The 25,925-nt window shown below is 49.4% G+C and carries 33 protein-coding genes and 1 riboswitch; of the genes, 14 read left to right on the plus strand and 19 right to left on the minus strand.

From position 1 onward, the window contains the following. The first annotated feature begins 134 nt into the window (after window positions 1–134). Window positions 135–2,651 (plus strand): ATP-binding protein, encoded by a 2,517-nt coding sequence (locus ACNQKP_RS05840; protein ID WP_417863439.1) that lies wholly within the window; start codon window positions 135–137, stop codon window positions 2,649–2,651. A gap of 1 nt (window position 2,652) precedes the next feature. Continuing rightward, on the plus strand, window positions 2,653–3,342 hold the full coding sequence (locus ACNQKP_RS05845) for a response regulator (RefSeq protein ID WP_417863441.1): 690 nt from the start codon (window positions 2,653–2,655) through the stop codon (window positions 3,340–3,342). Between the two features lies 1 nt (window position 3,343). Here ACNQKP_RS05845 and ACNQKP_RS05850 read toward each other — a convergent pair whose 3' ends face one another. Beyond that, complete coding sequence (locus ACNQKP_RS05850; RefSeq protein ID WP_417863442.1) at window positions 3,344–4,510, minus strand: hypothetical protein; 1,167 nt, start codon at window positions 4,508–4,510, stop codon at window positions 3,344–3,346. A gap of 2 nt (window positions 4,511–4,512) precedes the next feature. Then, window positions 4,513–5,040 (minus strand): peroxiredoxin, encoded by a 528-nt coding sequence (locus tag ACNQKP_RS05855; RefSeq protein WP_417863443.1) that lies wholly within the window; start codon window positions 5,038–5,040, stop codon window positions 4,513–4,515. 60 nt (window positions 5,041–5,100) lie between these two features. On the opposite strand from ACNQKP_RS05855, the gene ACNQKP_RS05860 reads away from it, so the two are divergent. Both ACNQKP_RS05860 and ACNQKP_RS05865 read left to right on the plus strand, forming a co-directional pair. Next, window positions 5,101–5,868 (plus strand): exodeoxyribonuclease III, encoded by a 768-nt coding sequence (locus ACNQKP_RS05860; RefSeq protein WP_417863444.1) that lies wholly within the window; start codon window positions 5,101–5,103, stop codon window positions 5,866–5,868. Between the two features lie 16 nt (window positions 5,869–5,884). Then, on the plus strand, window positions 5,885–6,466 hold the full coding sequence (locus ACNQKP_RS05865) for an FxsA family protein (protein ID WP_417863445.1): 582 nt from the start codon (window positions 5,885–5,887) through the stop codon (window positions 6,464–6,466). Between the two features lie 571 nt (window positions 6,467–7,037). Here the strand turns inward: ACNQKP_RS05865 and ACNQKP_RS05870 are convergent. Next, on the minus strand, window positions 7,038–8,330 hold the full coding sequence (locus ACNQKP_RS05870; protein ID WP_417863446.1) for a penicillin-binding transpeptidase domain-containing protein: 1,293 nt from the start codon (window positions 8,328–8,330) through the stop codon (window positions 7,038–7,040). Window positions 8,331–8,466: 136 nt separating this feature from the next. Here ACNQKP_RS05870 and ACNQKP_RS05875 point away from each other — a divergent pair, with 136 nt between their 5' ends. From ACNQKP_RS05875 to ACNQKP_RS05890, 4 genes are all read left to right on the plus strand, one after another. Next, window positions 8,467–9,075: a TetR/AcrR family transcriptional regulator gene (locus ACNQKP_RS05875; protein ID WP_417863447.1), complete on the plus strand. Its 609-nt coding sequence runs from the start codon at window positions 8,467–8,469 to the stop codon at window positions 9,073–9,075. Window positions 9,076–9,164: 89 nt separating this feature from the next. Beyond that, window positions 9,165–9,509 (plus strand): hypothetical protein, encoded by a 345-nt coding sequence (locus tag ACNQKP_RS05880; RefSeq protein ID WP_417863448.1) that lies wholly within the window; start codon window positions 9,165–9,167, stop codon window positions 9,507–9,509. 465 nt (window positions 9,510–9,974) lie between these two features. After that, window positions 9,975–10,346, plus strand: coding sequence for a TraR/DksA family transcriptional regulator (locus ACNQKP_RS05885; RefSeq protein WP_417863449.1), 372 nt, complete (start codon window positions 9,975–9,977; stop codon window positions 10,344–10,346). A 311-nt stretch (window positions 10,347–10,657) separates the two neighbouring features. Next, the gene (locus tag ACNQKP_RS05890) at window positions 10,658–11,101 is read left to right on the plus strand and encodes a hypothetical protein (RefSeq protein ID WP_011165847.1); all 444 of its coding nucleotides are present in this window, start codon (window positions 10,658–10,660) and stop codon (window positions 11,099–11,101) included. 89 nt (window positions 11,102–11,190) lie between these two features. Here the strand turns inward: ACNQKP_RS05890 and ACNQKP_RS05895 are convergent, their stop codons facing one another. After that, on the minus strand, window positions 11,191–11,688 hold the full coding sequence (locus ACNQKP_RS05895) for a GAF domain-containing protein (RefSeq protein WP_417863450.1): 498 nt from the start codon (window positions 11,686–11,688) through the stop codon (window positions 11,191–11,193). A 2-nt stretch (window positions 11,689–11,690) separates the two neighbouring features. After that, on the minus strand, window positions 11,691–12,575 hold the full coding sequence (locus ACNQKP_RS05900; protein WP_417863451.1) for a LysR family transcriptional regulator: 885 nt from the start codon (window positions 12,573–12,575) through the stop codon (window positions 11,691–11,693). A gap of 124 nt (window positions 12,576–12,699) precedes the next feature. On the opposite strand from ACNQKP_RS05900, the gene ACNQKP_RS05905 reads away from it, so the two are divergent. Beyond that, a complete protein-coding gene (locus ACNQKP_RS05905) occupies window positions 12,700–13,398 on the plus strand; it encodes a pirin family protein (protein ID WP_417863452.1) in 699 nt (232 codons plus the stop codon). A 17-nt stretch (window positions 13,399–13,415) separates the two neighbouring features. Beyond that, on the plus strand, window positions 13,416–13,793 hold the full coding sequence (locus ACNQKP_RS05910) for an OsmC family protein (RefSeq protein WP_417863453.1): 378 nt from the start codon (window positions 13,416–13,418) through the stop codon (window positions 13,791–13,793). 55 nt (window positions 13,794–13,848) lie between these two features. On the opposite strand, the gene ACNQKP_RS05915 is transcribed toward ACNQKP_RS05910, so the two are convergent. From ACNQKP_RS05915 to ACNQKP_RS05935, 5 genes are all read right to left on the minus strand, one after another. Then, window positions 13,849–14,235: a hypothetical protein gene (locus ACNQKP_RS05915; protein ID WP_417863454.1), complete on the minus strand. Its 387-nt coding sequence runs from the start codon at window positions 14,233–14,235 to the stop codon at window positions 13,849–13,851. A gap of 152 nt (window positions 14,236–14,387) precedes the next feature. Further along, complete coding sequence (gene lexA, locus ACNQKP_RS05920) at window positions 14,388–15,104, minus strand: transcriptional repressor LexA (protein ID WP_226988073.1); 717 nt, start codon at window positions 15,102–15,104, stop codon at window positions 14,388–14,390. Between the two features lie 122 nt (window positions 15,105–15,226). Then, window positions 15,227–15,895, minus strand: coding sequence for a hypothetical protein (locus ACNQKP_RS05925; RefSeq protein ID WP_417863455.1), 669 nt, complete (start codon window positions 15,893–15,895; stop codon window positions 15,227–15,229). A gap of 57 nt (window positions 15,896–15,952) precedes the next feature. Next, window positions 15,953–16,294 (minus strand): hypothetical protein, encoded by a 342-nt coding sequence (locus tag ACNQKP_RS05930; protein ID WP_417863456.1) that lies wholly within the window; start codon window positions 16,292–16,294, stop codon window positions 15,953–15,955. A gap of 103 nt (window positions 16,295–16,397) precedes the next feature. Beyond that, complete coding sequence (locus ACNQKP_RS05935) at window positions 16,398–16,619, minus strand: hypothetical protein (RefSeq protein ID WP_417863457.1); 222 nt, start codon at window positions 16,617–16,619, stop codon at window positions 16,398–16,400. Window positions 16,620–16,791: 172 nt separating this feature from the next. On the opposite strand from ACNQKP_RS05935, the gene ACNQKP_RS05940 reads away from it, so the two are divergent. Continuing rightward, complete coding sequence (locus tag ACNQKP_RS05940) at window positions 16,792–17,682, plus strand: M14 family zinc carboxypeptidase (RefSeq protein WP_417863459.1); 891 nt, start codon at window positions 16,792–16,794, stop codon at window positions 17,680–17,682. 12 nt (window positions 17,683–17,694) lie between these two features. Here ACNQKP_RS05940 and ACNQKP_RS05945 read toward each other — a convergent pair whose 3' ends face one another. Beyond that, window positions 17,695–18,564, minus strand: coding sequence for an endonuclease I family protein (locus ACNQKP_RS05945; RefSeq protein WP_417863460.1), 870 nt, complete (start codon window positions 18,562–18,564; stop codon window positions 17,695–17,697). Then, a riboswitch (purine riboswitch) is annotated at window positions 18,557–18,654 on the minus strand. Its footprint overlaps the gene before it by 8 nt. A gap of 133 nt (window positions 18,655–18,787) precedes the next feature. Continuing rightward, entirely contained in the window at window positions 18,788–19,318 is a 531-nt protein-coding gene (locus tag ACNQKP_RS05950) for a hypothetical protein (RefSeq protein WP_374027640.1), read from the minus strand. A 179-nt stretch (window positions 19,319–19,497) separates the two neighbouring features. Here ACNQKP_RS05950 and ACNQKP_RS05955 point away from each other — a divergent pair, with 179 nt between their 5' ends. Beyond that, window positions 19,498–19,899, plus strand: a complete 402-nt coding sequence (locus ACNQKP_RS05955; protein ID WP_374027639.1) for a hypothetical protein — start codon at window positions 19,498–19,500, stop codon at window positions 19,897–19,899. A gap of 13 nt (window positions 19,900–19,912) precedes the next feature. Here the strand turns inward: ACNQKP_RS05955 and ACNQKP_RS05960 are convergent, their stop codons facing one another. The 7 genes from ACNQKP_RS05960 to ACNQKP_RS05990 form a co-directional block, all read right to left on the minus strand. Then, window positions 19,913–20,548 carry an ankyrin repeat domain-containing protein gene (locus ACNQKP_RS05960; protein ID WP_417863462.1) on the minus strand — a complete coding sequence of 212 codons (636 nt, stop codon included), beginning with the start codon at window positions 20,546–20,548 and terminating at the stop codon, window positions 19,913–19,915. A 7-nt stretch (window positions 20,549–20,555) separates the two neighbouring features. Then, window positions 20,556–20,837 carry a hypothetical protein gene (locus ACNQKP_RS05965; RefSeq protein WP_417863463.1) on the minus strand — a complete coding sequence of 94 codons (282 nt, stop codon included), beginning with the start codon at window positions 20,835–20,837 and terminating at the stop codon, window positions 20,556–20,558. A gap of 37 nt (window positions 20,838–20,874) precedes the next feature. Beyond that, the gene (locus tag ACNQKP_RS05970) at window positions 20,875–21,711 is read right to left on the minus strand and encodes a metallophosphoesterase (protein WP_417863464.1); all 837 of its coding nucleotides are present in this window, start codon (window positions 21,709–21,711) and stop codon (window positions 20,875–20,877) included. A 124-nt stretch (window positions 21,712–21,835) separates the two neighbouring features. Continuing rightward, on the minus strand, window positions 21,836–22,462 hold the full coding sequence (locus tag ACNQKP_RS05975; protein ID WP_417863466.1) for a tetratricopeptide repeat protein: 627 nt from the start codon (window positions 22,460–22,462) through the stop codon (window positions 21,836–21,838). Window positions 22,463–22,503: 41 nt separating this feature from the next. Further along, window positions 22,504–22,869, minus strand: a complete 366-nt coding sequence (locus ACNQKP_RS05980; RefSeq protein ID WP_417863468.1) for an AgmX/PglI C-terminal domain-containing protein — start codon at window positions 22,867–22,869, stop codon at window positions 22,504–22,506. 359 nt (window positions 22,870–23,228) lie between these two features. Beyond that, on the minus strand, window positions 23,229–24,185 hold the full coding sequence (locus ACNQKP_RS05985) for an aldo/keto reductase family protein (protein ID WP_011165832.1): 957 nt from the start codon (window positions 24,183–24,185) through the stop codon (window positions 23,229–23,231). A 29-nt stretch (window positions 24,186–24,214) separates the two neighbouring features. Then, window positions 24,215–24,616: a hypothetical protein gene (locus ACNQKP_RS05990; RefSeq protein ID WP_011165831.1), complete on the minus strand. Its 402-nt coding sequence runs from the start codon at window positions 24,614–24,616 to the stop codon at window positions 24,215–24,217. A 148-nt stretch (window positions 24,617–24,764) separates the two neighbouring features. On the opposite strand from ACNQKP_RS05990, the gene ung reads away from it, so the two are divergent. After that, window positions 24,765–25,454, plus strand: a complete 690-nt coding sequence (gene ung, locus ACNQKP_RS05995) for a uracil-DNA glycosylase (RefSeq protein ID WP_417863470.1) — start codon at window positions 24,765–24,767, stop codon at window positions 25,452–25,454. A gap of 132 nt (window positions 25,455–25,586) precedes the next feature. After that, entirely contained in the window at window positions 25,587–25,898 is a 312-nt protein-coding gene (locus ACNQKP_RS06000) for a hypothetical protein (protein WP_038448588.1), read from the plus strand. Window positions 25,899–25,925 lie beyond the last annotated feature (27 nt).

Here is a 25,925-nt window from a genome sequence, read left to right on the forward strand (position 1 = left end):
CCCACCACCTCGTACGGCTCACAGGATAACACAGGGAAGTTTGCTTGGTCGGGGAAAATGTTGGTGAAACTGCCAAAGGTTTCGACAGCTCGTATTTCGGCTTCATGCTGAGATCCAAAAGCCGATAAGTACATATGGGCTCAGCATCGTTCCTTAAAAATCTGCTGACTCGCTTTGGAGTCGAATTCGGTCTGATTGGATTAATCGGGCTGGGGTTCCTCACATTCCAGCGTCCGGAGCTTTTAAAGCTGAGCCAGTACTCCGAAAGACCTTCCAATGAAATGACCGAAGTGCTTCGCACAACAGAGCAGATTTTGGTGCGGGCCGAAGCGGCGCAGGATCGATTCCTGGTGTCCCGTCAGCCCACTGATCTGCAATCGTATAACAGCGAAATCACCGCTTTGAACGGGCAGCTGGCAAGAATGTCGCAACTGGTCCGCAACAAACCCCGTGAACACGCCATGGCGGTAAAGCTGGGGCACCTGATCCGGGCGCATATTGAAACAGCCAACACGCAAGTGATGAATCCACAGCGCCGTCCGGCCCAAACTGAAGAGTCCCTGGATAAAACCCGCTATCAGATTCGTCATCAGCTGGTCGAGATGCAGGCGGCTTCCGCGCCCGCGATCAAATTCAAACCCACCAAAGAAGGCCAGAACTTCCTGTTGGGTTTGTGTGCGGCAATTACGTTGATCATTGCCAGCCGAGTTCTGCAAAGAAAAGAACAGCACGAAACCCGCAAAGCCGTGGAAGCCCTGCAAGGAAAATCTATTCTGCTGGATACGATCCTGAACAGCATGAGCGAGGCCCTGATCGTTGTGGATCAGAATGGCTGGTTCACCCACTACAATGCAGCCGCACAAAGAATCATTGGCTCCAAGATCAAAGAAATTTCAACCGATTCCAGTGTAGAACAGTTGGGTTTCTTTAATCAGGCTGAGGGCCGTCCGTTCACACGCAAAGAGCTGCCGCTGTACCGTGCGCTCAGCGGGGATCGTGTGGATGATCTGGAAATCTTTGTTCAAAACTCCGAGCATCCCGAGGGTATTTATATCTCGCTTTCCAGCCGTCCATTGAATGACATTGACGGCGGCATATCCGGAGCCTTGATTGTGTTTAAGGATATCAGCCGTCGCAAGATGGTCGAACAGGAATGGATCCGCGCCCGCGAGGCGGCTTTGGAGGCGTCTCAGAAAAAGTCTGACTTCCTGGCGGCGATGAGCCACGAAATCCGCACGCCCATGAATGGTGTGATCGGGATGACGACGCTTTTGGCGGACACACATCTGAATCCAGAACAAACTGACTATGTCGGAAATATCAAACGTTCGGCGGAATCCCTGTTGATGCTGATCAATGATCTTTTGGATCATTCAAAAATTGAGGCAGGCAAGATCCGTCTGGATCCCCAGCCTTTGGATTTACAGTTCCTGGTGGAAGACGTGCTGGAAATGTTCAAGCCCACCGTGGCGGAAAAGAACATCGGCCTTGAGTGCCGGTTTGATGGCAAGAACCTGTGGCATTACCGCGCCGATGCCGGACGCCTGCGCCAGATTCTGGTGAATCTGATGGGGAACGCGGTGAAGTTCACCGAAAAAGGTTTCGTGCGTCTGGAGGTTTCCAGTCGCGGCGACCAGGACGGCAAGACCGCGTTGTTGTTTGAAGTGAAGGACACCGGACAGGGATTGCAAGAGCATGAAAAACGCTCGTTGTTCCAGAAATACTTCCAGGCGAAGGCCGGAATGAAATTTGGCGGCACCGGCCTGGGGCTTTCCATCTGCAAACAGCTTGTGGATCTGATGGGTGGCGATATCGGTGTTGAAAGTGTGCCGGGTGTGGGATCGAATTTCTGGTTTATGGTGAATCTTGAAGAATGCGCGGGGGAAGTGCAGCCGCAAAGTTCAGAGGTTCGTTTTGCCAGGATCTTCTCGGGCCACGTGCTGGTCGCTGAAGATCAGATCGTCAATCAGCGAGTGGCGGAAAGCTATCTGACCAAACTGGGTTTGAAAGTTGAAATCGCCGGCAATGGTCAGATCGCTTTGGAAAAGGCCCGCAGTAAATCTTATGACCTGATCTTTATGGACTGCCAGATGCCAGTCTTAAATGGCTATGAAGCGACAAAGCAGCTTCGTCTGTTGGAAAACACCCTGGGCCGCAAAACCCCCGTGGTGGCGCTCACGGCCGAGGGCACCAGTGGTGAACGAAAGAGCTGCTATGAAGCGGGCATGGACGACTTTTTGACGAAGCCTTTGGAGCTTCATAAACTGATTGAGACTTTGCATCGCTGGTTGAAACCGTCAGAAAAAAATCTGGATCTGAAAGCCTTGGAAAGTCTGAAAGACCTTGTTTCGCACGACCGCAGTCTGACGGAAGTGCTGATCGAGGATCTGGAGCAATCAGGCCCTGTGTTGTTGCATGAAATCCGTGAGGGCATTGAAAGCAGAAGTCTGGAAAAGGTTTCTGAATCCGCGCACGCTCTGAAATCCAGCGCGGCGACTTTGGGGGCCAAACAGGTGTCCGAGCTTTGTCAGAAGCTGGAAGATCTGCAGGATTTCACCGAAGCAGAGTTTTTGCTGAAGCAAACTGAACGCAAGTTTTTTGAAAGTCTTTCGGAGTTAAAGACATACTCCTCCAGAGTGAGGGCGGCATAAGATGGCTAAAATACTGATCGTGGATGATCAAAAAAGTGTGTTGCTGACTTTAGAGGCCCTGCTGATCAAGGACAACCACCTGGTCACGGCCTGCACCAATTCCATTGATGCGTTGGATAAGCTGACCAATGAACATTTCGATCTGATGATCACCGACGCCATCATGCCCGGCGGGGCCACGGGCTATGCTTTGATCCGGACCGTCCGCAGCAATCCGCAACTGGCGCAGCTGCCGGTGATTTTACTGACAGGAAAGCGCGAAAAGGCTGACATCGAAAGAGGCATTGAGTCCGGTGCCAATGACTATGTGGTGAAACCGGTGGATCCGGAACTGCTTTCTGCCAAGATTCAAAACCTGCTGGCGAAAAGTGAAAAGGACACGGCTCACTTTGTCGAGGCTCCAGTGCACGCCAAGGCTGAATGGGAAACCAAGACCGAAATCATGAGCGTGTCCGAACTTGGGATGACGATCAAATCCAACATCCCGATGCCTTTGGGAATGGTGACAAGAATTTCCAGCAGTCTTTATGATGACATTGGCATCAGCAAGGTACCGTTAAGGATCACCGCTTGTGAAGAAACCAAAACTGTGACAGAGACTTTCTATCGCATTCAGGTTCACTTTGTTGGATTGACGGAAAAAGAGCTGACGCCCCTTCGTCTGTGGATCCGTTCACGCAAAAGCTTTTGATTTAAGCCTGTACGACCGTGGCAAAGCCGCCGTAAGGGGTGCGCAGGTTTGTGACCTGACCCTGATAGATTCTTGCCAGAACCAGCTGCATACGACCCTGATAAGCATAACAGCGCAGATCATACTTGAAGGCCTGTGGGCCTTCCGGTGTTTCAAAGGTCTGTTCCGGAGCAGGCATGTATTCCTGGGCAATCATATCCTGACCCACGATTTTGTCATAGGTGCTGCGGCTGATGGTTCCACCCCGGTAGGACTGCTTGGAGCCAAAGGCGTTCTTGGGTTTAAAGAAGTACTTTTTGCGATTGGCCCAGATTTCATCCGCGCGGTTGGTGCTGATATCATAGGACTCCGGTACCGCTGTGCGAACCAGATTCAGATCTTCGCCAACAAGACCCTGGCCTTCCAGGAAGCCCGGGGTGCCCCAGTCAATCAGGCGCTGCTTATCAGCCAGCATCAGATACTCAAATGGATTTGGTGACAGGCACACATCACGATTCAGAAACTTTGTGCGCAAAACAGAACTTGAAGGTTCGGTCAGGAAAAAGTCCGTGTGACGATTGTAGATAAAGTCCGGATGGAAGTCCTTGTACAGCTCGCGATAATCGACAATGCGGGAATCCCAGCCGAAGGATTTGAACAGTTCGTTGTAAGCCAGGAACTCGACATACAGTCGTTGCTGAGAAGGCGTATCGTCGGTGATCGCCACCTTGAAACCAGGTCCGGCTTTTTTACCCTGCAGCTCCATTTCCGTTTCGATGGAGCGGCGAATTTCTTCCGGATTGAAATCAGGAACCGGAAGGGCATGACCCTTCATGCGGTACATTTCATAACCCAGAATCAGGAATGCGGCGTTGGTGTTCACTTCGATGAGCTTCAGGTTCTGATGCTCGTCCAGGTGAAAATCATAGCTCATCATGATGGATTTGTTGCCAGGGTCCTTCAGACCTTTTTCGGCAATCAAAGACTGGTAGTGCTGCAGATAAGACGGCTGCTGGCGCATGTTGTACAAAGCAGAGATAATCTTTTGCGCCTTCTGAATCACGTCCGAGGGCAAAGTCACGGCGAACGGCGAAATCAGATTTTCGGAAACGATGTCCTCAAGGGGCTCTTTTTCAAGCCCCTTGTAGGAAGAACGAAGCTGCTGGATATAGTCAGCCTTCTGATTCATGGCTACTTGATTGGGGTGATGTGTTCATCGCCCGCTTTCCAGCCGGCCTGGCAAAGCTCGCCAGTCTGGCAGCCCTGAAGCACGCGCAGGATTTCTTTGGCGTCGCGACCCACAGATGTATTGTGGATGCCCATGTACTGGATTTTTTGATCCGGATCGATGATGAAAGTGCCGCGAGTTGCGATCCCACGATCTTCAAACAGAACGCCGTAATCACGTGCAATACGTTTTGTCAGATCGGCCATCAGCGGGTAACCCAGATTGCCCAGGTCATCGCGCAACCAGCGTTTGTGAGAATGAACAGAATCCACACTGCAGCCGATAACGGCGGCACTAGCATTCTGGAATTCTTTCAGATGTTCACGGAACTGCGTCAGTTCCGTCGGGCATACGAAAGTGAAATCCAGTGGATAGAAGAACAGAACCACCCATTTACCTTTGAAGTCGTTCAGTGAAATATCTTTAACTTCGCCACCGTCAAATACAGCCTGAGCTGCAAAGTGCGGAGCGGGTTGATTAATCATTGGCATAGAAGTGTCTCCTTGCTATTAATTGATGCCTTTGATGGTGTGGAAACTCAAGGAGAAACTGTGAAAATCATCTCTTGGAATGTGAATGGAATTAGGGCTTGTCACAAGAAAGGTCTTCTCGATTTTGTGAACAGGGAAAAGCCGGATATTTTCTGTATTCAGGAGACAAAAGCTCACATTGATCAGGTTGAAAACGAGCTGAAAAAACTCACCTGGAATCATTCTTACTGGTCTTCGGCTGTTAAAAAAGGTTATTCGGGTGTGGCGACTTTCGTGAATACCGAACCTCAAAGTGTGAATTATGGCTGGGGCATCTCGGAATACGAATCAGAGGGGCGCATCATCATTTCGGATCACGGTCCGTTTGATCTGTACAATATTTATTTCCCGAATGGTGGTTCCGGAGAAATCCGCCACAACTTCAAACAGCAATTCCTGAAAGATCTGAATCATCATCTGAAAGAAAAGCTGGCGACAGGACGCCAGGTGGTTGTGGTCGGGGATTACAACGTGGCTCACGAGGCCATCGATGTCCATGATCCTGTCCGTCTGTCCAAAGTCAGCGGCTTCTTCCCTGAAGAGCGTGCCTGGTTTGATTCATTCGTGGACCTTGGTTTCATCGACACCTTCCGTTATTTCAAGCCGTCCGAAGCAAAGCGTTACTCCTGGTGGGATTATCGCCAAATGGCGCGCATTTCAAACCGCGGCTGGAGAATTGACTACATTTGCATCTCAAAAGGCCTTGAGAAATACCTGGCTTCAGCAGATATTCTCGACCAAGTCGAAGGCTCGGACCACTGTCCGGTCGTAGCTACTTTGGATATCTAGAAAAAGGGGTCCACAAATGATCATGATTCCATTTCCATTCATCGTTGCCGAGCTGGTGATCTTTTTCCTGGCCGTACAAGAATGGGGTTTCCTGAACACGCTGGGCCTGTACTTGCTTCCGTGCCTGCTGGGTTTCCTGATCATGACCACCGTGGGCCGCGTGGCTTTGATGAGCCTGCAAACCTCCATGATGCGCGGGCAACAGCCAGGAAATAAAATCCTTCACTCCGGTGCCTTGTTCCTGTCAGGTTTGCTGTTCCTGATCCCTAGCTTCTTCGCCCGAGTTATCGCGGTAGTTTTGTTCCTTCCAGGCCTTCGCCATTTGGCCGTCTGGAGATTCAAAACCTACATGGCCAAAAAAATGACCCAAGGCTCTGCCAGAGTCTTCAATTTCGGCGGCGGACCTTTCGGCTTCGGCGCCGGAATGGGCGGCATGGGTAACGGCCAAGCCAACAACGGCTTCCGCTACTACGAATTCAGAAATCAAGGCGGCGGCTTCGAAGAAGTCCGCGAAGAGCGCGAAATTCAGGCCGAAGTATTGGACGTAACACCTTTAGAGATCACCCACGAAGACAGCAAACCAAAAGAAGACAAATAAGCGAGCTTCCCCAATTCAGAGGCCTTTGAAGGGCCTCTTTCTCCATGAACGAGAACCTCTCCAGGTTTTCACCCTACCTTGGGTTGTGTACACGTTGAGCGAAGCTCAAAGGACCTTCAGTAGCTTATTGAAAAAGATCGAGAAGCTTCTTCAGGACTTCAAGAACCAGTAAAACTAGTCTTAAGATCCGTTTAAAGCTCCTCAAAAAACGACGAACAGTAACTTGCGAAGTTGTGTTCGGCATTTGAACCTCCTCGGAAAGCGAAGAGGCTCAAATTCCATAAAAAGCGAAATGAGGAAGCTCATTTCGCTTTTTGCATTTCACATACCCAATCTTCCCAAACGCTCGAAGCAGTCTCATCGCGCTCGTGCGCAATTTCGCTCCAACCTAAAATGATATGATTGTCCTACCAAGCTGTCGTTGTGGCAGAGGGAGGATAAAGACGAATCCGCCGCAAGTTCCGCAGCGAAAACAAAAAACGCCGGCGGAAGCCAGCGTTGATAGTGTAGAGCGAGGATGTGTTCGAAGCGGCGGGGTCGGCTTTAGCCTCTCTCTGCCGCATCCGGGAGCCTACTTGGTGGAAGAAACCACGCGCCCGTTTTTAGGTTGGTTCGAAACCACTGGGCCGAAGTATTTGCGGAACATGGACTGACCCAGGTGCGCGGATTTTACTGTCCAGAATTTTTTGTTCACGGTGATGGCCGCAACGGCGATCTTGCGCTCGCCATCCTGGGCGTAGCCCACGAACCAGTCCGTGCGACCACGTGGGTTGTCGCCAGTCAGGTGGCCGGTTTTGCCGCCCATTTCGATTTCGCGGAATTTGCGGTCTTTGGTGATCGGGCGGAATGAACGGCGGGAGGTTCCTGCCAGAACAGTTCTTTCCATCAGCTCACGCACTTTGGCGGCGGATTCTTTGGTCATGATGGTGCCGTTGTTCAAAGTTGAACCCTCGTACAGGGATTCGCCTTTTTCATCAGTCACGTTGCGCACAAGGTAGGGGATCACAACTTGACCGTCGTTGGCGACAGCAGCAGCGATCATCGCACCTTGAACCGGGCTCATGCGGTTGGTTTTGTTGTAACCGGAAGCCACTTCGGCCATTTCAAAGCCTTTGCCTGGTGGAACGTAAGCGACACCCATTTCAACCGGGAAGTCCGCGGGGATTTCCTGATTGAACATGAAGCGGTTGGCGTATTCGTTCAAATCTTCCGGGTGCAGGTTTTCGATGCTCAGACGACCGAAAGCGGTGTTGATCGAGCGGGCGAAGGCGTCTTTCAGGGTGATCACGTTGGTCCAACGGGTCACTTTGTCAGAAAGAACGTTTTTCTTGTACAGAGTGTATGCGCCGCCGTTGTAGCGGATTTTGCTTTCAGGGCTGACACCGGCTTTATCAACTGCCGCAGTGGCCGTGACAACCTTGAACACGGAAGCTGCCGGGAAGGTCGCTTGCAGGTTCAGGTTCGGAGCATCGGCATCGTCACGCTGGAAGCTCGACATTACCAGAACTTCGCCGGTCATTGCGTCGATCATGAAGACCGCGCCGTAGTCAGGCTTGTAGGACTTCAGCAGACGATCGGCTTCGCGTTGAAGGGTGTCGTCGATCGTGTAATTCATTTTCACGGCGTGTTCTTCGCCATTCCATGGGATCTTAAGAGACTCTGGCAGATCATTGGCGCGAACTTTTTCACCGATGGCTTTTGCCAGCTGCGTGCGCTGTTCAAGTTGAGATTTGATTTTCTTGTGAGCTTGAACCTCTTGGCTGTCCGCAGAGGACGTGAAGCCTAACAGAGAATAAAGGCCGACCAGGCAAGCTCCGGAAAAAACGAGCAGTTTTAGCAACTTAGTATTGTTTTTAGATGACATTGTTTTATGGTAGCACCAATTTTTTAACGCTTTCAAGGGCATTCTCAGAAGAAGGCACTGGAAATGCCATTCTGGTGCGCTTTTCAGGCCTATTCCTCGTGACTCTCGAGGGGACTTGGACTAAAGACTAATAAGCATGAAGACCAAAGAACGCATTCTCGTCACTTCTATCGAACTCTTCAATCGCAGTGGAGTCGTGGCAATCACGACAAATCATATCGCGAAAGCCATGGATATCAGCCCAGGCAACCTGTATTTTCACTATGACAACAAGGAAGAGATCCTGATTGAGCTGTTTAAGAGAATGGCGAAAGAGACCTACGATGTCTGGCGCCCCAGTCGCGCCAAGAAGTCGACGCCTCTGGTCTTCATCAGTGACAACTTCGAGCTGTACTGGCGCTATCGCTTCTTCCACCGCGAAATGTACGCCCTTCGCCGCCGTGACCAGCAGCTGGCGAAAATGTGGAGAAACCACATCCAAAAAATGATGAAATTGATGGTCATCCTTTACCGCCAGTGGGTGAAGGACGGCAAGATGATGAAAATAGCCGAAGTTTCTGAAATGCAGTACATCGCCGAATCCCTGCTGGCGATGGCGACGACCTTCCTGCAGTTCTTTGAATCCGCAGAAAAGCAGCCCGGCAAGCGCAGCATCGAGCGTGGTAAACGCCACGTGGCCCGTCTGTTGTTGCCGTATACTTCTGGCGAAACAAAGAACGAGTTTGAAAAATTTCTAAAGTCCTAGCCTAAAATGTCACCTGAGGGCGAATATAAGCCGTTCTCAGCTGGCAGACTCATTGCTTTAGGTCAGAGTCATCAACGAAAGGCTCTGACATGAAAACCATCGCCACATTCTTCGCAGTTATTCTGTTTGCTTCCAATTCGATGGCGGCGTCTCAGTGTGCAGAGCTTAAAAAAGAACTTCAGGCCATGCAAAAGGCTCAAGCGCAGATCATGGCCAGCCTGGTGAACAACCACGAGACGTTCGCTTCTTCTTTGGAGGAATACTCCACCACGGTGAAAACAGCCAAGGGGTTGTCTGTGAAAGCCGTGTCTAAGGAGATGGATCAGTCCGCTCAAGCCTTCCGCACGCGCGGAGTTCAGGGGAAAAAGATGGCCACACAGCTTAACGCCGCAACCGGGGATTTGCTGGCGCGTGTGGCTTCTTGTCTTAATTAGTCTTTATATATGCCTGTGGGACGCTTCTCGGGGGAGAAGCGATCCTGAATCGTGCAAGGCGACCTCTTAGTAGGTCGCCTTCTTTATTTCTGGGCCTTGTTCATTCCGATTATCTGCCAGTGTCAGTCGGCAAATCTGATTCAATCTGAGAATCTTCGAGAGAAAAAGCCCCTTTCTATTTTCATTTCATAAACCCAAGGCTAGAATTCTAACGCGATGCGAATTTGGGCGGGCGGTCTAATCAAATTTGGGATTATAATTGTAAGAAGATGACTTGGAGATGGGTTTCTGGGGTCAGCCGCTATGGCGCTCCCATGGCCGCAGTCAGGGATTCGTCAGGGTTTACAACGCTTTATTTAATTTTAAGTTAATGTAAGATTTTTTGCTTGCAAAAATTACAGGTCTAGAACTTAATAGGTCAGTTCCAAATTGGCACTTAAGCTGGAAGGAACTCGAGGGGGCAATATGGCTATCTCTGAAAAGCTGGTGACGGAATGTCGAACAAAGCTTCTTCAATCGAAGCAAGACATCCTCAACAGAGTGAAAGAAGCTCGTTTGAACTTGGACCAGAATGAGGAAAAAGGCGGCGACGAAGGCGATCAAACGGTTCGCGTTCTAGCAGAGCAAGAATTCCTAAGCATGCACGAAAGAATGCGTGGGCAGCTGATGGAAATCGAAAGCGCCTTGGCTCGCATTGAGGGCGGCACATTCGGTTACTGCGAAGAAACTGAAGAGGCGATTGAGCCTGAGAGACTTCGCGCTATTCCTTGGACTCGCCTAAGCATCGAAGGTGCTGAAATTCGCGAATCCATGAATAAACGCTACGCTCGCGGCTAAACCGTCAGCTCAAACGTATTTGATTTAGAATTATCTCGAGGGGATTAGAGGGGTGGTGTGCGCTTGCGACCATCCCTTTGTTTTTTCTACGGTCGGTGAAAAGGACCTCATCGACAGCGTTGTCGGCCCACGTCCTCGCTTCGACGTGCTTGGAGCACACCTGAGCTGTGGGCGAGGGCCTCCGCCTTGCGCTGAGGCCCTTTTGACCGACCGTAATTACCTGTAAATTTACCACTACTTAACTCGTTGCGTTGGTTTTGAGATGGGGCTGTGCTAGAACGCCCTCATCAAAACAACCAAGGAGTTAAAAGATGAAAGTTCTTTCCGCTGTCGCTGCATTGTTGGTGGCTTCTTCCGCTCAGGCCTGGAGCAATAAATACGTAGACGTTCAAAATGGCCGTACAGTGGCTGTTAAAGCCGTGGATGCTTCCAATCAGGATGGCATCGTTTCTTTGCGCGTGGTTGTTAAAAACCAGGCTTTGAATCTGATTGATCCAAAAGGTGTTGTGACTTCCGAACAAGATGGTTTCACTTGTGATGTTGAACGCGTGATCCTTCTGAACAGCTCTTATGATTCCGCTTCCAAAACTTATACTCAGGATTATGAATTGAAAGTGTCCTGGACTCCGGGCGCGGACTGGAGCTCTTGCACAGTTCAGGTTCAACACCCTTCTTTGAACAACAACAGCGTTGTTCTTTATGTTGAAGGTGCGACGACTTCTCCGATCGAAGAAGACTCTCGCGATCTTTACTAGTTTGATTATTGAAGAGTTTTATTAAAAGCCGGTTTGTGCAAAACGAACCGGCTTTTTTGTTTTCGGTGGGTTGAGCCCGAGGTGGGCTTTTAAGCAAACCTGTCCGGCCACGCAGTTTTACCGATCAGAATCTGCACCAGGCCTTCAAGACCCTTTTGGTCTTCGCTGTCGAAACGATTTAAAACCGGCGCATCGACATCCAAAACTCCCAGCAGTTTTCCGTTATGAATCAACGGCACCACGATTTCAGATTTAGAGGCGGCATCACACACGATGTGCCCTGGGAACTGATCCACGTCTGCCACCAGTTGAGTTTGCAGTGTTTTCGCCGCGGTTCCGCACACACCTTTTCCGATCGCGATGCGCGTGCAGGCAGGCAGTCCCTGGAAAGAGCTGAGCAGCAGTTCGTTGTTATGAAGCAAATAAAATCCCACCCAGTTGATCTCGGGCAGGTGCTGTTTCAGCAGGGCAGAAAAGTTCGCAAGATTCACGAACCATTCTTTTTCCGCCAGGCCATCGGCTTCGGAGTGCAGCTCTTTATAGAACTTGGTTTTATCTGAATAGTTGATGGACGTGTGCTGTTGCATATCTATCTCCCTTGAGTGGACCGTTTCTGAAAGGCATTCCATACTGAACGGGCCGTGACGCCGATAGGGCGGTTTTTGGGACGGACCAAACATAGCTCAAGATGGGTCTCGGAAGCGATGGATTTATCAATCAGCACCAGATTTTTTTCTTTGGTGCATTCGCTTTTGGCGATGCGGCCCCAGCCGACACCACCTTCGATCATTTTCACTTTGGTGTGGTGATCGGGAACATAGATCTTGTGACCTGCCTCTTTGCCGGTTTTGCGAATCGTGGCATCGGGCCGTTCATTTGTTTGGCTGTTATAGACAAGAATCTGAGGATGTTTTGTGAGGAACTCTTTGGTCGGTGTGCGCTTTTCCTGCAGCAGGCGGCGGGACACGGCCGTCACCAGGATCACGTCTTCCAGGAAGATGCTTTCCAGGTCTTCGTTGTTCTTGGGGGTCGGAGCGATGGCCAGGTCAATCTCGCCATCCAAAAGGCGCTGATAGCCGCCCTGAAGAATGGACTTGCTGATGATCAGATTCACCGGCAGCACGGGGCGCGCACATTCCAGGGCAATCAGCTCCAGAATCTCGGTAGAGATCAGTGGGTCGGCAGAAATGTGCAGTTCGGTGTCGGCCTTGTGGCGTCCCAGTTCGATACCCACGCGGGCCGTGTATTGGGCGGATTCCAAGGTGGCTTTTGCCACGGCATAAAACGCCTGGCCTTCCGGGGTCAGTTTTACTTTGTATTCGGAGCGGTCAAAGATGGTCAGGCTCAGTTCGTCTTCCAGATTCTTAATAGCGACGCTCAAGGCGGGCTGGGAGCGTCCCACCTTGTCGGCGGCGGCCCGGAAGCTTCCACATTCGATAACGGCTCTGACGAATTCCAACTGGTCTAAGTTCATAGGACCCCTAATGATAATCTTTACTTATCAAGATGATTAAATCTTTCAAATTTTATTTATCGTCTGAAAGCCGTAAAGTCTATCAAGAAAGACAAACACGATTTTAAAAAAAAGGGAGCAACATATGATTCAAGTAAGAAAATCCAACGAGCGCGGTCTGGCACAACACGGATGGCTGAATTCCAAACACACCTTCTCTTTTGCGGAATACTATGACGAAAACTTCATGGGCTATGGCCCTCTTCGCGTAATCAATGAAGACCGCATTCAGGGCGGCACAGGTTTCGACACCCATCCTCACCGTGACATGGAAATCATTTCTTATGTGATCGACGGAGAGTTGGCCCATAAAGACTCTATGGGTAACGTGGCTGTGATCAAACCGGGCGAAGTGCAGCGCATGAGTGCAGGCACAGGGGTCCGTCACTCCGAATACAACAACATCCCGGGCAAGGAAACTCACTTCCTGCAAATCTGGATCAAGCCGGATAAGATCGGGGTGGAGCCGGGCTATGCACAGAAGAATTTTGCTGACAGTTTTGGTTGCAGTGATTTGATTCTGGTGGCTTCGCACAAAGGCCGTGGTGGTTCTATCACTATGAACCAGGACGTCGACATGTATGTGGCGAAAGCTCAGGATGCCGGCGAGAAAAATCACAAGACATATCCGCACAGACATCTGTGGGTGCAGGTGATTAAAGGTGACGTGCAGGTGGATTCCAAGTCCCTGACGGACGGCGATGGCGCTGCGATCACGGATGTGGAAACCCTGAAGCTTTCCTGGGGCAAGGGTGCTGAGTTCATTCTGTTTGATATGCCTTAATCGCAGGGAGCTTTGGTATGGTCGAAGGAAAAAGAAAAGAAAACCTGGTGGCTGAAATGTCGGTCCGCGAACACAAAGTGTTTGTGGGCCTGCTTGAAACTCTGGGTGGCAAAGACGAAGCTCCGGATCCGCATGAGCTTTTGGAAAGTGCCTTGGCAGCCTGCACGATTCTGACTGTGCAGCTGTACGCCAACCGCAAAGGGTACAAGCTTGAATCCACCGATGTGAAAGTGAAGATTGAGTCTGAAGGGCCGGAAACTTCCATCAGTCGCGAAATCACTTTCCGGGGTGAACTTTCTGACGAGGAAAAAGCGCGCCTGTATGATATTGCCGGACGATGTCCGATTCATCGCCTGCTTGAAAGCAAGGTCACCATCACAAGCCGCATGGTTTAGAAAATAAAAAAAAACGCCCACGTTGAATAAACGGGGCGCTTTGTTTTTTTTGAAATTAAAGACCGTGTCTTGCCATGCCTTCTTTCAGCATCTGGCACCCTTCTTTATAGATACCGCTGCCGATTTCCTGAACCTGGTTTTGAAGTTCCGCCTTACAAGTCACGTCCGCATATTTTGGGAACAATCTTTTGCAGGCTGCATTCGTGGCTTTCATCTGATTCAGAACCAATTGTTCATTTGGAATGCCGTTAAGCAGGGTTTGCAACTGGACGAATGCAATTGCTACGTCATTATAAAGTGTAAGGTAATCGGCTGTGCAGTATCCGTTGGCATCAACGCTTTGAGCTTTCGCAGAATCTTTGGAATCACTGCCGCCACCGCCGGCACAGGCAGTCAGCATGGACATTACAAGAACGGCGCTTAGAAGTTGGATGGTTTTCATTTTAAATCCCCTTTGTTTCCTGTCCCAGCTTTTAGAAGCTGGAACTAAATTTTAGAAAAACAGCGGGTTTTATCCGTCCCCGCTGCGGTATCCGATATGGACGACTCGCGGAGACGTAAAAGCAATGGCAGTGCCAGGGATTTAAATAGAGATTAGAACTTGCGGATCAGGCCGACAACGATACCACGGATTTCAACCTCATCAGGGGTGTACCACATGGATTTCATCGTTGAATTGGATGGGCGCAATTCCACCATCTTATCTGCGTCCCCAGTTTCCGGGCGGGGGCGCAGATAGAAGCGTTTCACGGTGGCTTCATTATCTACCGTTGCCACAATGATATCGCCGTTGTTGGCGGAATTTTGTTTCTGAATCAAAATGATGTCTTCATCAAAGATCCCGTCTTCGATCATGGAATCGCCCTGCACCTTCAGCGCAAAGGATTTGGAAGGATTTCTGACCATGGAAGGGGGGACGTCCACGAACTCGTCGTGTTTGATGGCTTCAATAGGTTGGCCTGCCGCCACTTTCCCAAGAAGGGGAAGTGACAGGATCTCGTCACGAGCCTGGAGGAGCTGAGTGCGAGGAGACCCTGTCTTCGTCGAGACCGTTTTTGATTGCAGTTGATCCTGAACCGCCGAAGCGGAGTGGAGCACCTGAATGGCTCGCTTCAAGTTCTGGGGATTTGAGATATATCCCTTGTTCGTCAGCTGCTTCAGATAATTCTGAACCGAGTTGAACGAAGCCAGACCGAAGTGATCCTTAATTTCTTGATATGACGGCGAAACTCCTGAACTTAAGATGTGCGCCTCGATAAACTCGAGGACGGATTTTTCTTTCGGTGTCAGTGGTGGGAGGGGCGTTTTCATCGTCATAACTTACATATGAACTTACAGTGTAAATTATATGTAAGTCAATAGCCTATTTTCAAAAAAAGAAAGGACCAGCCCTTGGGCCAGTCCTTCGTCGTTTTTCGCGCTGGAAGTGGGTTTTATTGCTTTTCAGGGGCTTTTCCAGCCTCGTCATGCTTCGGTGCCGGGCCTTTGTGCGCTGGGCCGTTTGCAGGGCCATGATGGCGGCGGGAAGCATCCACCAGCTTTTTGGTGGCTGGGTCCACCGGTTTATCAACAGCCTTCAGGATTTCAGCGATGCGGTTCAGGTTCGTTGCCCAGTCGGTGAAGATGATCTGGTTGGCCGCCGCATTCACATTCATCTCGCCATCACGGGAAGGCAAGATGCGCAGATCGCGATTCAGATCCAAAACAGAAACATGCTTCAGCGTCGCCACCCAGGTGTACATGCGCTGAGGTGAAATTGCAGGAACTTCCGAACTGACCTCGATCAAATCACGCTGCACATTGCGCGCGGATTTCACCACCATCACGTCGTTTTGTTTGCTGATCGCAAAGCCGTTGGTGGCAAGTGCGATGGAAAGCTGATTGAACGCTTCAGCCGACTCCAGAGCCTCTTGATTATAGATTGAGATTTTTCCGCGCACGCCCGGATCAATAATGAACTTCTGACCCGTGGCCTTCGAGTAAATCTCGATCACCTTGGTCAGTTCCTCGTTATTGAAATACATTTTGATTTTGTCGGCAGCAGACGCCTGGGACAGAGTAAGAATGGAAACAAACAAACTTGAGATAACGTACTTAAGCATGGATCCTCCTAGCGCTGTTTAGGCTAGGAGACCTTCCAAAGACGGGCAAGTCCAGCTTTACAGCAGACCCGCCACGCAAGCTGCCAGCGCTTGTTCAGCGTAAGGGGATAGAACCATGCGGACTTGGTTGTCGCGGGTGGTGGATTCAGTATAAAGATCGCTGACGTCGTTCATATGCTCAATCAGGCAGCCGGCCTTCTGGGTTTTGATTTCCATTTTAACCAGGCACTTTTTGTTGCGCACAGAGCAGCGGATGTCGTTGTAATGAACTCCTGGAGTCAGGTTTTCCTGATTCAGGGTCGCCAGCAGCGTGGTCTCGTCCTGAGACGACAAAAAGGCCTGGGCAGGAGATGCTGCCAAAGCCATGATTGCGGCAAGTGCGATAGTGATTTGTTTCATAGAAGCCTCCTTGTTTCTAACTATGCTTCAAGAGCTAGTTTTAACAAGCAGGACATCATAGGTAAAAGGTATATAAAGAATTCAGATATGCACGTAACGAATGTTATTCGTTACGTGGGCACTCTTTCTTTTCGTCTTTGCAGGCTGGTTTGATATCAGCAACCACCGGCTGTGACTCGGAAGCCACTTGGCGGGTGATCACAGGGATTGGTGTGGAGTTTTTGGCGTGGCTTACCGGCGCCATCGAGCAGTTTTGATAAAACAGTATCACGACGGGATTGATTACCAGCATCGCTACGAAACTAAAACTACCTCTATTCAACATACTTGCCTCCACACTGAGTCCTAATGGTCACACCCTTTCTTTTACGGACGAAAGCCTGCAAGACTTTAGTCAATTTGTAAGGATTCTCAGCTTGATTCAAAAAAAGCCACTTTCTCATCTTGAGAGAATGGACAGACACAGCGATAATGATTGCTGAGTGGTTAAGAGGACTATGAAAGCATTAATTTTTAGCGCGATCCTTATGACAGTTGTTGGGGCGAAGGCGAACTTCCCTGATCTTCAGCAAGACTGTATCAATGAGCTCAAAAAATTTCCGGGAGCTTGGGACGACAAGCTTTTGCAACAGGCCTGTGCCAGAGTGCAAATCGATACTCAGTGCGTGAGCGCTGAAGGTCGTCCTATCTATCACTACGAAAAGATCTCTTCCACACCAGGAGCCAAAAAAGTTCTGGTGTTCAGTATGATTCACGGGGATGAAACGCCAGCAGGCACCGTGGGCCGTTACTGGATGGAGCGTTTGGAAGGCATCGACCCGCGCAATTCCTGGCGTGTGATTCCGGTGCTGAACCCGGATGGTGTGAAATACAAAACCCGCTACAACGCAAACAAGATTGATATCAACCGCAACTTCCCCACAAAAGATTGGGAAGCGGGGGCTTTGACTGCGTGGAGACGCTCTACGGGTTCCAATCCGCGTCGATTCCCGGGTAAAGAAGGTGGCAGTGAGCCTGAAACCAAGTGCGCGATGAAGCACCTTGGTGACTTCCAGCCGGACTTTATCGTGTCAGTCCACACGCCGCTAAAAGTTTTGGACTATGACGGACCGAAAGTAAAAGCCCCGCCAAAGTTTGATTACCTGCCTTGGAAATCCCTGGGGAACTATCCGGGAAGTCTGGGCCGTTATATGTGGGTGGAACGTCAAACACCGGTGCTGACGATGGAACTAAAAGACAATCTGCCGCCGAACCTGACGCCGTTTGAGCAGCTTCAGGATATCATCGGGACTTTGGTGAAATACGAGACCTCTGCAGAGCAAAAAAAAGAGGAGACTTCTACAGCCTCCTCTCCAACTAGCTTTTTACCTGTCGCCTTGGAACACTAGTTCCAGGGCTTTCTAGAAATCACTGATAGATTCTTCAAGACCCGGGAAATCGATGAACGGGTTTCTGTTCCCTTGCATCTTATGGATCTCGTCGTTGCGGCTGATTTCTTCATCGTCGATCGGATCTTCTTTGGACCATTTGCGCAAAGTCGCTTCCTGACGGGAATCAATTGGCAGGTCATATCTTACTGAGAAATAGAACAAAGCGCGAGCCACGTTGCCGCGGTGATTTGCCGGTGGCATGAACACGTCAGCTCCACCCTGGGAAGCGCGACCGAAGCGGGATACTCGGCATTTCAATGGTTTTCTGTCCTGAACAACTTCGCCGAATGGGTTGTTGCCGCGGATAGAGTTCATTTCATTGTCAGTCGGGTACAAGTGGTGCATGTCAGCTTTCTGCATGCTCTTGTTGTGACGGCCAGAGAATTTGGATTGTGGCCAGGTGTGCTCGGTGTTCACGATGTTGCCGTCTGGGATTTTGCCCGGAGCCGGAGCATTGCCGCCGCGGAAGTCGCTGGCGCCGCGGATAGAGTCGCAGTAAACGTCTTTCACTGCATATTCGCCGTGACCTTCATCAACCAAATAGAAAGAACCCAGAAGGAAGGTACGAGCACCGTCGTAACCCAAAGAAACGTGCTGATAGCAGTTGTCGCCGCTGCAGCCGTTAACGATTTGATCGTAGCTGCCGTTCACACGAAGGTGGAAGCTGCGAAGAACAAACTGAATGTTCTTTTTCAGATCGTCGTTGGAAACTCCAGTCGCCAGATCGTGATGGAATTTTTCGCCATAATAAGGAACATCGCCGGAAGAAGGAGCTGCAAAAACGAATTGGCCACAAAGCGTGGACACCAGCACCAGAAGAGAAACTGCGGTCAACTTCACAAAGAACCTCCATAGTCAGGCATTTGAGGTGCCTGGTAGAAACGCTGCGCCCTATTCGCAACATATACGGGGAAACACAGTGAAGTTATTTCCAAAGAAACTGTGGTTGCAACAACTTAATGAAAACCAACCGTTTACAAACAAATTTGCGCGGCGCGGAGGTGTCATATTCGACAAATTATCGGAAACAGGGCGGTTTTTAGCCCTGCTTTTTAAGATTTTTTCAGAAAACTCTCTGACATTTCAGGCGCAGGTCCCAGATTTTTTGCCACTCATTCTGGAATATCAAAGCCGCTTCACGGGACTGAATCACAAGGCGGGCTTGCAGGGACTTTTTATCCAACTGCAGTTGATTCCAGATATCCGGTGTGTAGGTCAGGGAAGAGCCCTCTTCCAGGGCATTCATTTTCAGGAACTCCGGGGATTCCTGCATTTCTTCACCGGCCCAGGCGTGGATGTAGGTGGAGCTCAGGAACTTCGTGTGAAGACCCTCGGCCCGATTATAGATGTTTTCATACTGTGACAACGGGATGTGTTTCAGTTCGGCCTTGGCATAGCGCTGGCCATCACGGTAAGGCACCGAACCAATGCAGACTTCCACCTTGTGCATTTGCAGTTTGGAAAGATCTGTTTTGGTGACTTCGCAGGCATAACCTTCATCGGCGGGCCAGTCGGATGTCAGAAACTCTTGGCAGTTATGGGCCCAGGACAGGGCAGGGAATAAAAGCATCGCAAGTACAAGCAGGCGGTTCATGAGTACTCCAGAAAGCGCAGGTTATACCTTAAAGCCTGTGGGCCTTCCAGATCACGGGCCGTGCGCCTGAAAAACTTTCCGAACTGCTTAAGGTTCAGACAGGTGACAGCGGCTTTCGCGGTGAATCTTGTCGCTGTCAAAGCGTTGTGGAATACTGCCGATGTTTCTGGAGGGGTTCCTTGGTTAAGTATTTGATGATGGAGATTGAAAAGTCTCAGCTTATGAAGGCTGTGCATGACAACAACAGCCTGGTGCTGGATCTGGAGTGCATTCTGAGTGTGGTGGATGAAACCACCGACGTTCTGGAAAGAGCCAACAGCAGTGTCACCACTAAAATCACCATCAAAAATCCCCGCTTGAACCGCGTGCCACCTGTGGGCTACGTGTCTGAAGGGCAACTGGAAATCGACGACAAACCAAAAGGTTTTCTGCCGCTGAATCTGGAATACAAAGGCGACTTCCGCCTAAGTCTGACCCTCGGCCCGGATGAATTCGAGACCGAAGGGGATGAGATCATTATCAAGACCGAGAGTTCGGAGATTCCGTCGGGGTATCGTAAGATTCCCGCGATGGGGTGGTAGGTGGGCCTCTGTGTCAGTTCGAAAGCAGAATACTGCTAATCGAATGATGCCCTTTTTCGTTTGCAAAATCTAGTGCCGTTTCGCCTTTCGAGTTCTTTGCATGTCTATTTGCTCCGTGTTTGAGTAATACATTTACGACTTCCTCGTGTCCTTTCGACGCGGCTATCATTAACAATGTATGGCCATGCTCGTTGCCATTGTCTAAAAGTCTGTTTGGATCACCCCCTACTTTGAGAAGTCGTCTTAGTTGCTCGGGATTGTTTTTGAAGACCGCCAGGTACATCCCAGTAGTGACATTGACGGAATTCAGAACGTCAGATATCACATAGCCATATCCTAGGATTGGAAATGCCAACGAAACCGCTAGGGACTTCCAAAAGTTTAGTCGAGCTTTTTTTCTTTTCCACCATCTAGTTAATCTAATGCCCGCCCACAAGACAAAATAAGTAAGTAAGGTCGCAAAAATAAAGTAGCGAGCGGAGAAAGCATCACTGCTGCCGCCTGCCTCGCTCGTGGAGTCGATATTGCCATAGAAATAAGAAATAATTTCCAGTGCTCCATCTGGAAATGTGATGGTGGCAATAAAGCCAAATAGCAAAGGAGAAATAAGATAGAGTAGGGATTTAAGGCTTTCCTTAGTTGCGTTCATTGTCGTCCTAAATGCAGTCTAATGCAGGGTCTTTGAAGTTTATGTCGCGAATGCGCGGATTCTTTACAAAGCCATCTTCATTTTGAATCCAAACAAGCGTTGCCCTTCCATCCAGGCCTGGCGATCTCTTTAATGCATCTTGAATGCAGGACTTGAAAGCATCCTGGTTTTGATCGAGCGTGCGGTTGGTCGCTTTTTCCGTCGCGTCCAATCGTTCTTCGCGCGTAGGTACATTTGAACAAGAAGCAAGAAGTAATATCATCAGAACAAAGAGAGTTGTTTCTTTCAATCGAGACTCCTGAGAGTGAGCGTATAACGATGTTTCATTAGTTGGCTGACGTAAAAGCGACTTCAGCGATGACTACCTCTGGGGGAACGCGGAAGCGTACAGGTAAGATACTGTTACCCGTACCACTTGTTACTAGAAGGTGGTGGTCATCTTCATGAATTAGGCCATAGCGATACCTATCTTGAAACTGCGAAGGGACAATCGGTGAGTTGATGATGGGAAAGTTGACCTGTCCTCCATGGGTATGGCCTGCAAGCACTAAAGAAATATCAGAAGGAATGCGGGGGAAAACGTCGGGATTATGTGTAATTGCGATAGACGGAATTTCAGAAGCTTTGTGTGCGGCTATATAGTCCCACATATGTTCATCCTCCCAGTAGTCGCCAAGGCCAATAAGTCGAAGCTGCGCTCCTTTCCAGTTAAGATCAATGTGCTGATTGTCTATTAGTTGGACATTGTTTGTAGTTAAGGCTTGCACTACGTCTGTTTTGCCTGACCACCAGTCGTGATTCCCAAGGACTGCGTAGACACCCAATGGTGCTTCAAGTTTCTTTAGCTGATGAGCTGATTTAACAAATGCTTCGGCGCTTTTTTGGGCAACGAAGTCGCCGAGAAAGACGATTATATCTGGTTTTTCGTCATTTAAGGTTCCTACAATTCGTTCGAGTCTTTTCTCATCACCAAAAAATCTTCCAATATGAATATCAGAAACGATTCCAATCCGAAGAGGACTGAAGTTGCTTTTGTGAGCCATTGTAAGGCTATATCTTTGGGTGGTGAGAGAGCTTGGTTCTAACCAAAAGGCCCAAGCTGCCAAGATGCCGCCGACAAATACCAAGATGTACATTAAGAATGCTTTAAGTCGCTTGATCATTGATCTATTCTGAAAGATTGAGTGCGGCGGGTACAGTCAAATAGCAGTGAAAGAAAAAGGCTGCGGATTGCTCCGACGAGTTAGAGACCCGAGCACCGAGATTCGTGCGATGGGGTGGTGGAACTTAGAACATTTTTGCCTCTTTAAAGCTGAGAGATATTGCCTTTTTTATATAAAGCTTACTAAGTCGCTTGTTTTGTTCTTTTGAGGCCTTATCAGAATAGATTCTGGCAAGTTCAAGAATGGAATCTTTGTGGCCTAGTTTTTCCGCATTTTTAAAATAGCGGATAGCAGCCTTATCGTCTTGTTTCATCCCTTCACCAGAGTATGCCATCAAGCCGAGATTGTAGGATGCCCTCGCAACCTTTTTCTTTGCAGCTTTCTTGTACCAAGCCACGGCCTTTTTCAGGTCGCACTTCGTTCCGACACCCTGAACGTACATGTAGCCAAGATCGGACATCGCTTCGGCATCTTTTTTTGCGGACTTTTTCATCCATTCGAAAGCTTGCTTTAGATTCTTTGGTATGACTTTTCCATCTTGGTAAAGCAGGGATAAATTGTACTGGGCAATTGGATTACCCTTGTTTGCCGCTTCTCTGTATAGTTCAAAGGCATGCTTGATGTTTTTTCGAGTCCCAATTCCAAAGTCATAACAATTAGCCAGTCTACAAAGGTCTTCGGCTTTCTCGGATTGGGCACGTGTTTGTGCCAGTAAGAATGTGTTCTTGGGATCTGTTTCATTTTTCAGCATTTAATTCCCACAAGTCTTTGTTTCGTAATTCCATCGGTAGCCTATTTGACTATCAGCTCTAAGCTGACCTTGGTTCGTGAGTCTTCCGCGGAAGGTGGAAACTTCATCGCCTTGATTTTGGAGATAATGCAGTCTTCAAATGCTGGGTCTTTGAAGTTCATGTCGCGAATGCGCGGATTCTTTACAAAGCCATCTTCATTTTGAATCCAAACAAGTGTTGCCCTTCCATCCAGGCCCGGCGATCTCTTCACTGCATCTTGAATGCAGGACTTGAAAGCATTCTGGTTCTGATCGAGCGTGCGGTTGGTCGCTTTTTCCGTCGCGTCCAAACGTTCTTCGCGCGTAGGCATATTCGAACAAGAGGCTAGAGCTAGCATCATCAGGGTGAGGATAACTTTTTCTTTCAATTAAAAACTCCCGTTATTGGTCGGTCTCGTTGTTGTTCTTTCCACTTCGTTTATGGGCGATCCACGATAATGCAGCAAATGCTGGAAAAATAATGAATGAATATAGCACATGTGTCTTAGCTTCGGGGCCGCATGTAGTTTCCCAAGTACCTAACCCACTCGCGATACATTGATCCAACGAGTAATCGAATAAAATAACGATCGGGATTAGTAGAATAATAAGGCAGAAAAATATGGCTGATTTTTCTTTGTAGGCGGGCATGGTTCTATCTTCTGTGATTTATTTTGGCGGGTACAGTCAAATAGCAGTGAAAGAAAAAGGCTGCGGGGGACTTCCCAGCAGCCCTTTGTTTGTCTCATTAGTAAGCGAAAATCTTTTTAATGTCCTTGTCGATCTCGGGTGTGATTTCAACTTTCAGGGCGCCCAGATTTTCCTGCAGTTGTTCGATGCTGGTCGCGCCCAGGATCACGCTGCTGACGCCCGGTTGGGCGGCAGTCCATGCCAATGCCAACTGCGTTCGGCTGCATTCCAGTTTGTCGGCGATGCCTTTAAGTTCCCACACGCGCTGACTGTTCTTTTCGGTATAGAAGGTGTCCTTCAACCAGTCGATGCGCGACAGGCGGCCTTCGCTGACGCCTTTGTCGTATTTTCCGGTCAGCATGCCAGACGCTAACGGCGACCAAGTGACCAGGCCCATGCCGTGTTGTTGGGCTTTGGGTTGCACATTGGTTTCAAACTTGTCGCGCACAAGCAGGTTGTATTGGGGCTGTTCGACTTGGGGTTTATAATAACCACCCTTGTCGCAGATATCCATGGCTTCCTGAATCTGTTCTGCGGTCCATTCGCTGGTTCCCCAGTACAGAATCTTTCCGTGATGAATTAAATCATCCATGATGCGCACGGTTTCTTCCACCGGGGTTTCCGGGTCATAACGATGGCAGAAATAAATATCCAGATAGTCCGTGCCGATTCGTTGCAAAGACTTGTTCACGGATTCCAGAATGTGTTTGCGGGAAAGACCCTTGTCGTTGATGTCTTCGCTCATCGGCCAGAAGACTTTTGAAGAAATCACCAGCTCGTGGCGCGGGAAATCTTTTAAAGCTCCGCCCATGATGCGTTCGGATTCGCCTTTGGCGTAGATGTCGGCGATGTCGAAGAAATTGATTCCGGCTTCATAGGCCAGGCGCAGAATACTGCGGACGGAAGTGAAGTCTTTGACGGTGCCACCAAAGGTGGTCCATCCACCCAGAGAATAGGTGCCGATTTTAAGACCGCAACGGCCAACGCTGCGGTAAGGCATATTGGGATTGAACATCAGGGCCTCCTTGCAGAAGCCCCATTATCTTAATGAAGAACCGGATGTTGCAAGTAATGATTGATTTCGATGATTCGGTCTTGCTGACTGACCACGGAATCCTGAATCGCCACCAGCTTTTGCATCAGATTGTCTTTAGCAAGCCTAATGGCTTCGAAGATATCCTCGTGGACGCCTTCAGCCTCTGCCTTCGCGCCGCCCTCGTTTAAGACGATGGCAATACGATACAGTTTCTTCAGACCCTCGCGGGTGAATTCGCGCCCATCTGTTTCATACTGGAGCGCAAGTTTTCGGGGATCCCGGGCTACTACCGCAACCACAGTCTGTGGAGTCACAAAGTGTTCAAACTCTGCGATCTGCTGGTAGATAAAGGACTTAACCTCAGGATTTTGCTCAATAAGCTCAATGGTGGGGTTGAGAAGGGTCGTCATAGGCGGCCTCCTTTTCCTCGTAGTTATAGTGTAACAATGGGGTCGAATTTTGTCTGGTCAAGAAGACTGGCACCGAAAAAATAATTTGAAATCGAATAGGTTTGCATTAGAATCCCGAACCTGGACCATGGACCTGTGTCAGATTGAGATGGAAAATATTAACTCAGAAATCAAATTAGACTCATCTTGGAAGCAGCATCTGCATCTCGAATTTGAAACCGCGCGCATGCAGAAGCTGAATAAATTTTTATCTGCTGAATACAAAGCGGGTAAAACGATTTATCCTCGTGGCGATGACTACTTTGCGGCGATGAATCTGACTCCTTTTGACAAAGTGAAAGTGGTGATCGTCGGGCAGGATCCTTATCATGGCCCTGGTCAGGCGCACGGACTTTGTTTTTCTGTGCAAGACGGCGTTCGTTTTCCTCCGTCTCTTAGAAACATCTTTAAAGAGCTTCACGACGACGTGGGCGCGACCATTCCACAAAGTGGCTCCTTGACCAAGTGGGCTCAAGAAGGTGTGTTGTTGCTAAATGCCGTGCTGACAGTCGAGGACGGAAAAGCCGCTGCCCATCAAGGCAAGGGCTGGGAAGAGTTCACCGATAAGATCATCCACGTGCTGAATGAAGAAAAAGAAAATCTGGTGTTCATCCTGTGGGGTTCTTACGCACAGAAAAAAGCGTCCTTCGTGGATCGCAAAAAACACCTGGTGCTTGAGGCCGTGCATCCATCACCGCTGTCCGCTCACCGCGGATTCTTTGGGACCAAGCCCTTCTCCAAAACCAATGCCTATCTGAAATCCAAGGGTATTGGCGAAATCAACTGGAACCTGGTTTAACTCCTTCGGGGGGCGTCCAAAATAGATCCATCCCGGTGTTTTATATCAAGCCTGCAAGGGTAAAAGCTCTAGTCTTCGCTGGGGACCTTGGCTAAGATATAAGAAGGTCTCAATTATTCACCGGGAGGATTTATGAGATGGCTTGTTATGGTGGCTTTCGTGGCACCCGTCTTTACAGGCTTGAATCCGGCACAGGCGGGTCCGTCGATCCGTTTGGTCGCAAGTGAACACTCCACCATCACCGCAGACACCGTTAAAAGCATCCGTGCTGATGGCAACGGGCTGCTGGTGGTCTTTACGAAAACAGCCGGAACCTATTATCTGGATCGTGATGTCATCAACTTTGAGACCTACCGCAGAAAGCTGGAAGAAAGTCTGAAAAATCAGAAGCCTGTCAGCGTCAAGGCCGAGCAGCATCAGCTCAATATTGTTGAAGTAAAATAAGGCCCCGTTGTAAACTGGTCTCCGTCG

This window comes from Bdellovibrio bacteriovorus, assembly GCF_048286975.1.
Taxonomy (GTDB): domain Bacteria; phylum Bdellovibrionota; class Bdellovibrionia; order Bdellovibrionales; family Bdellovibrionaceae; genus Bdellovibrio; species Bdellovibrio bacteriovorus_H.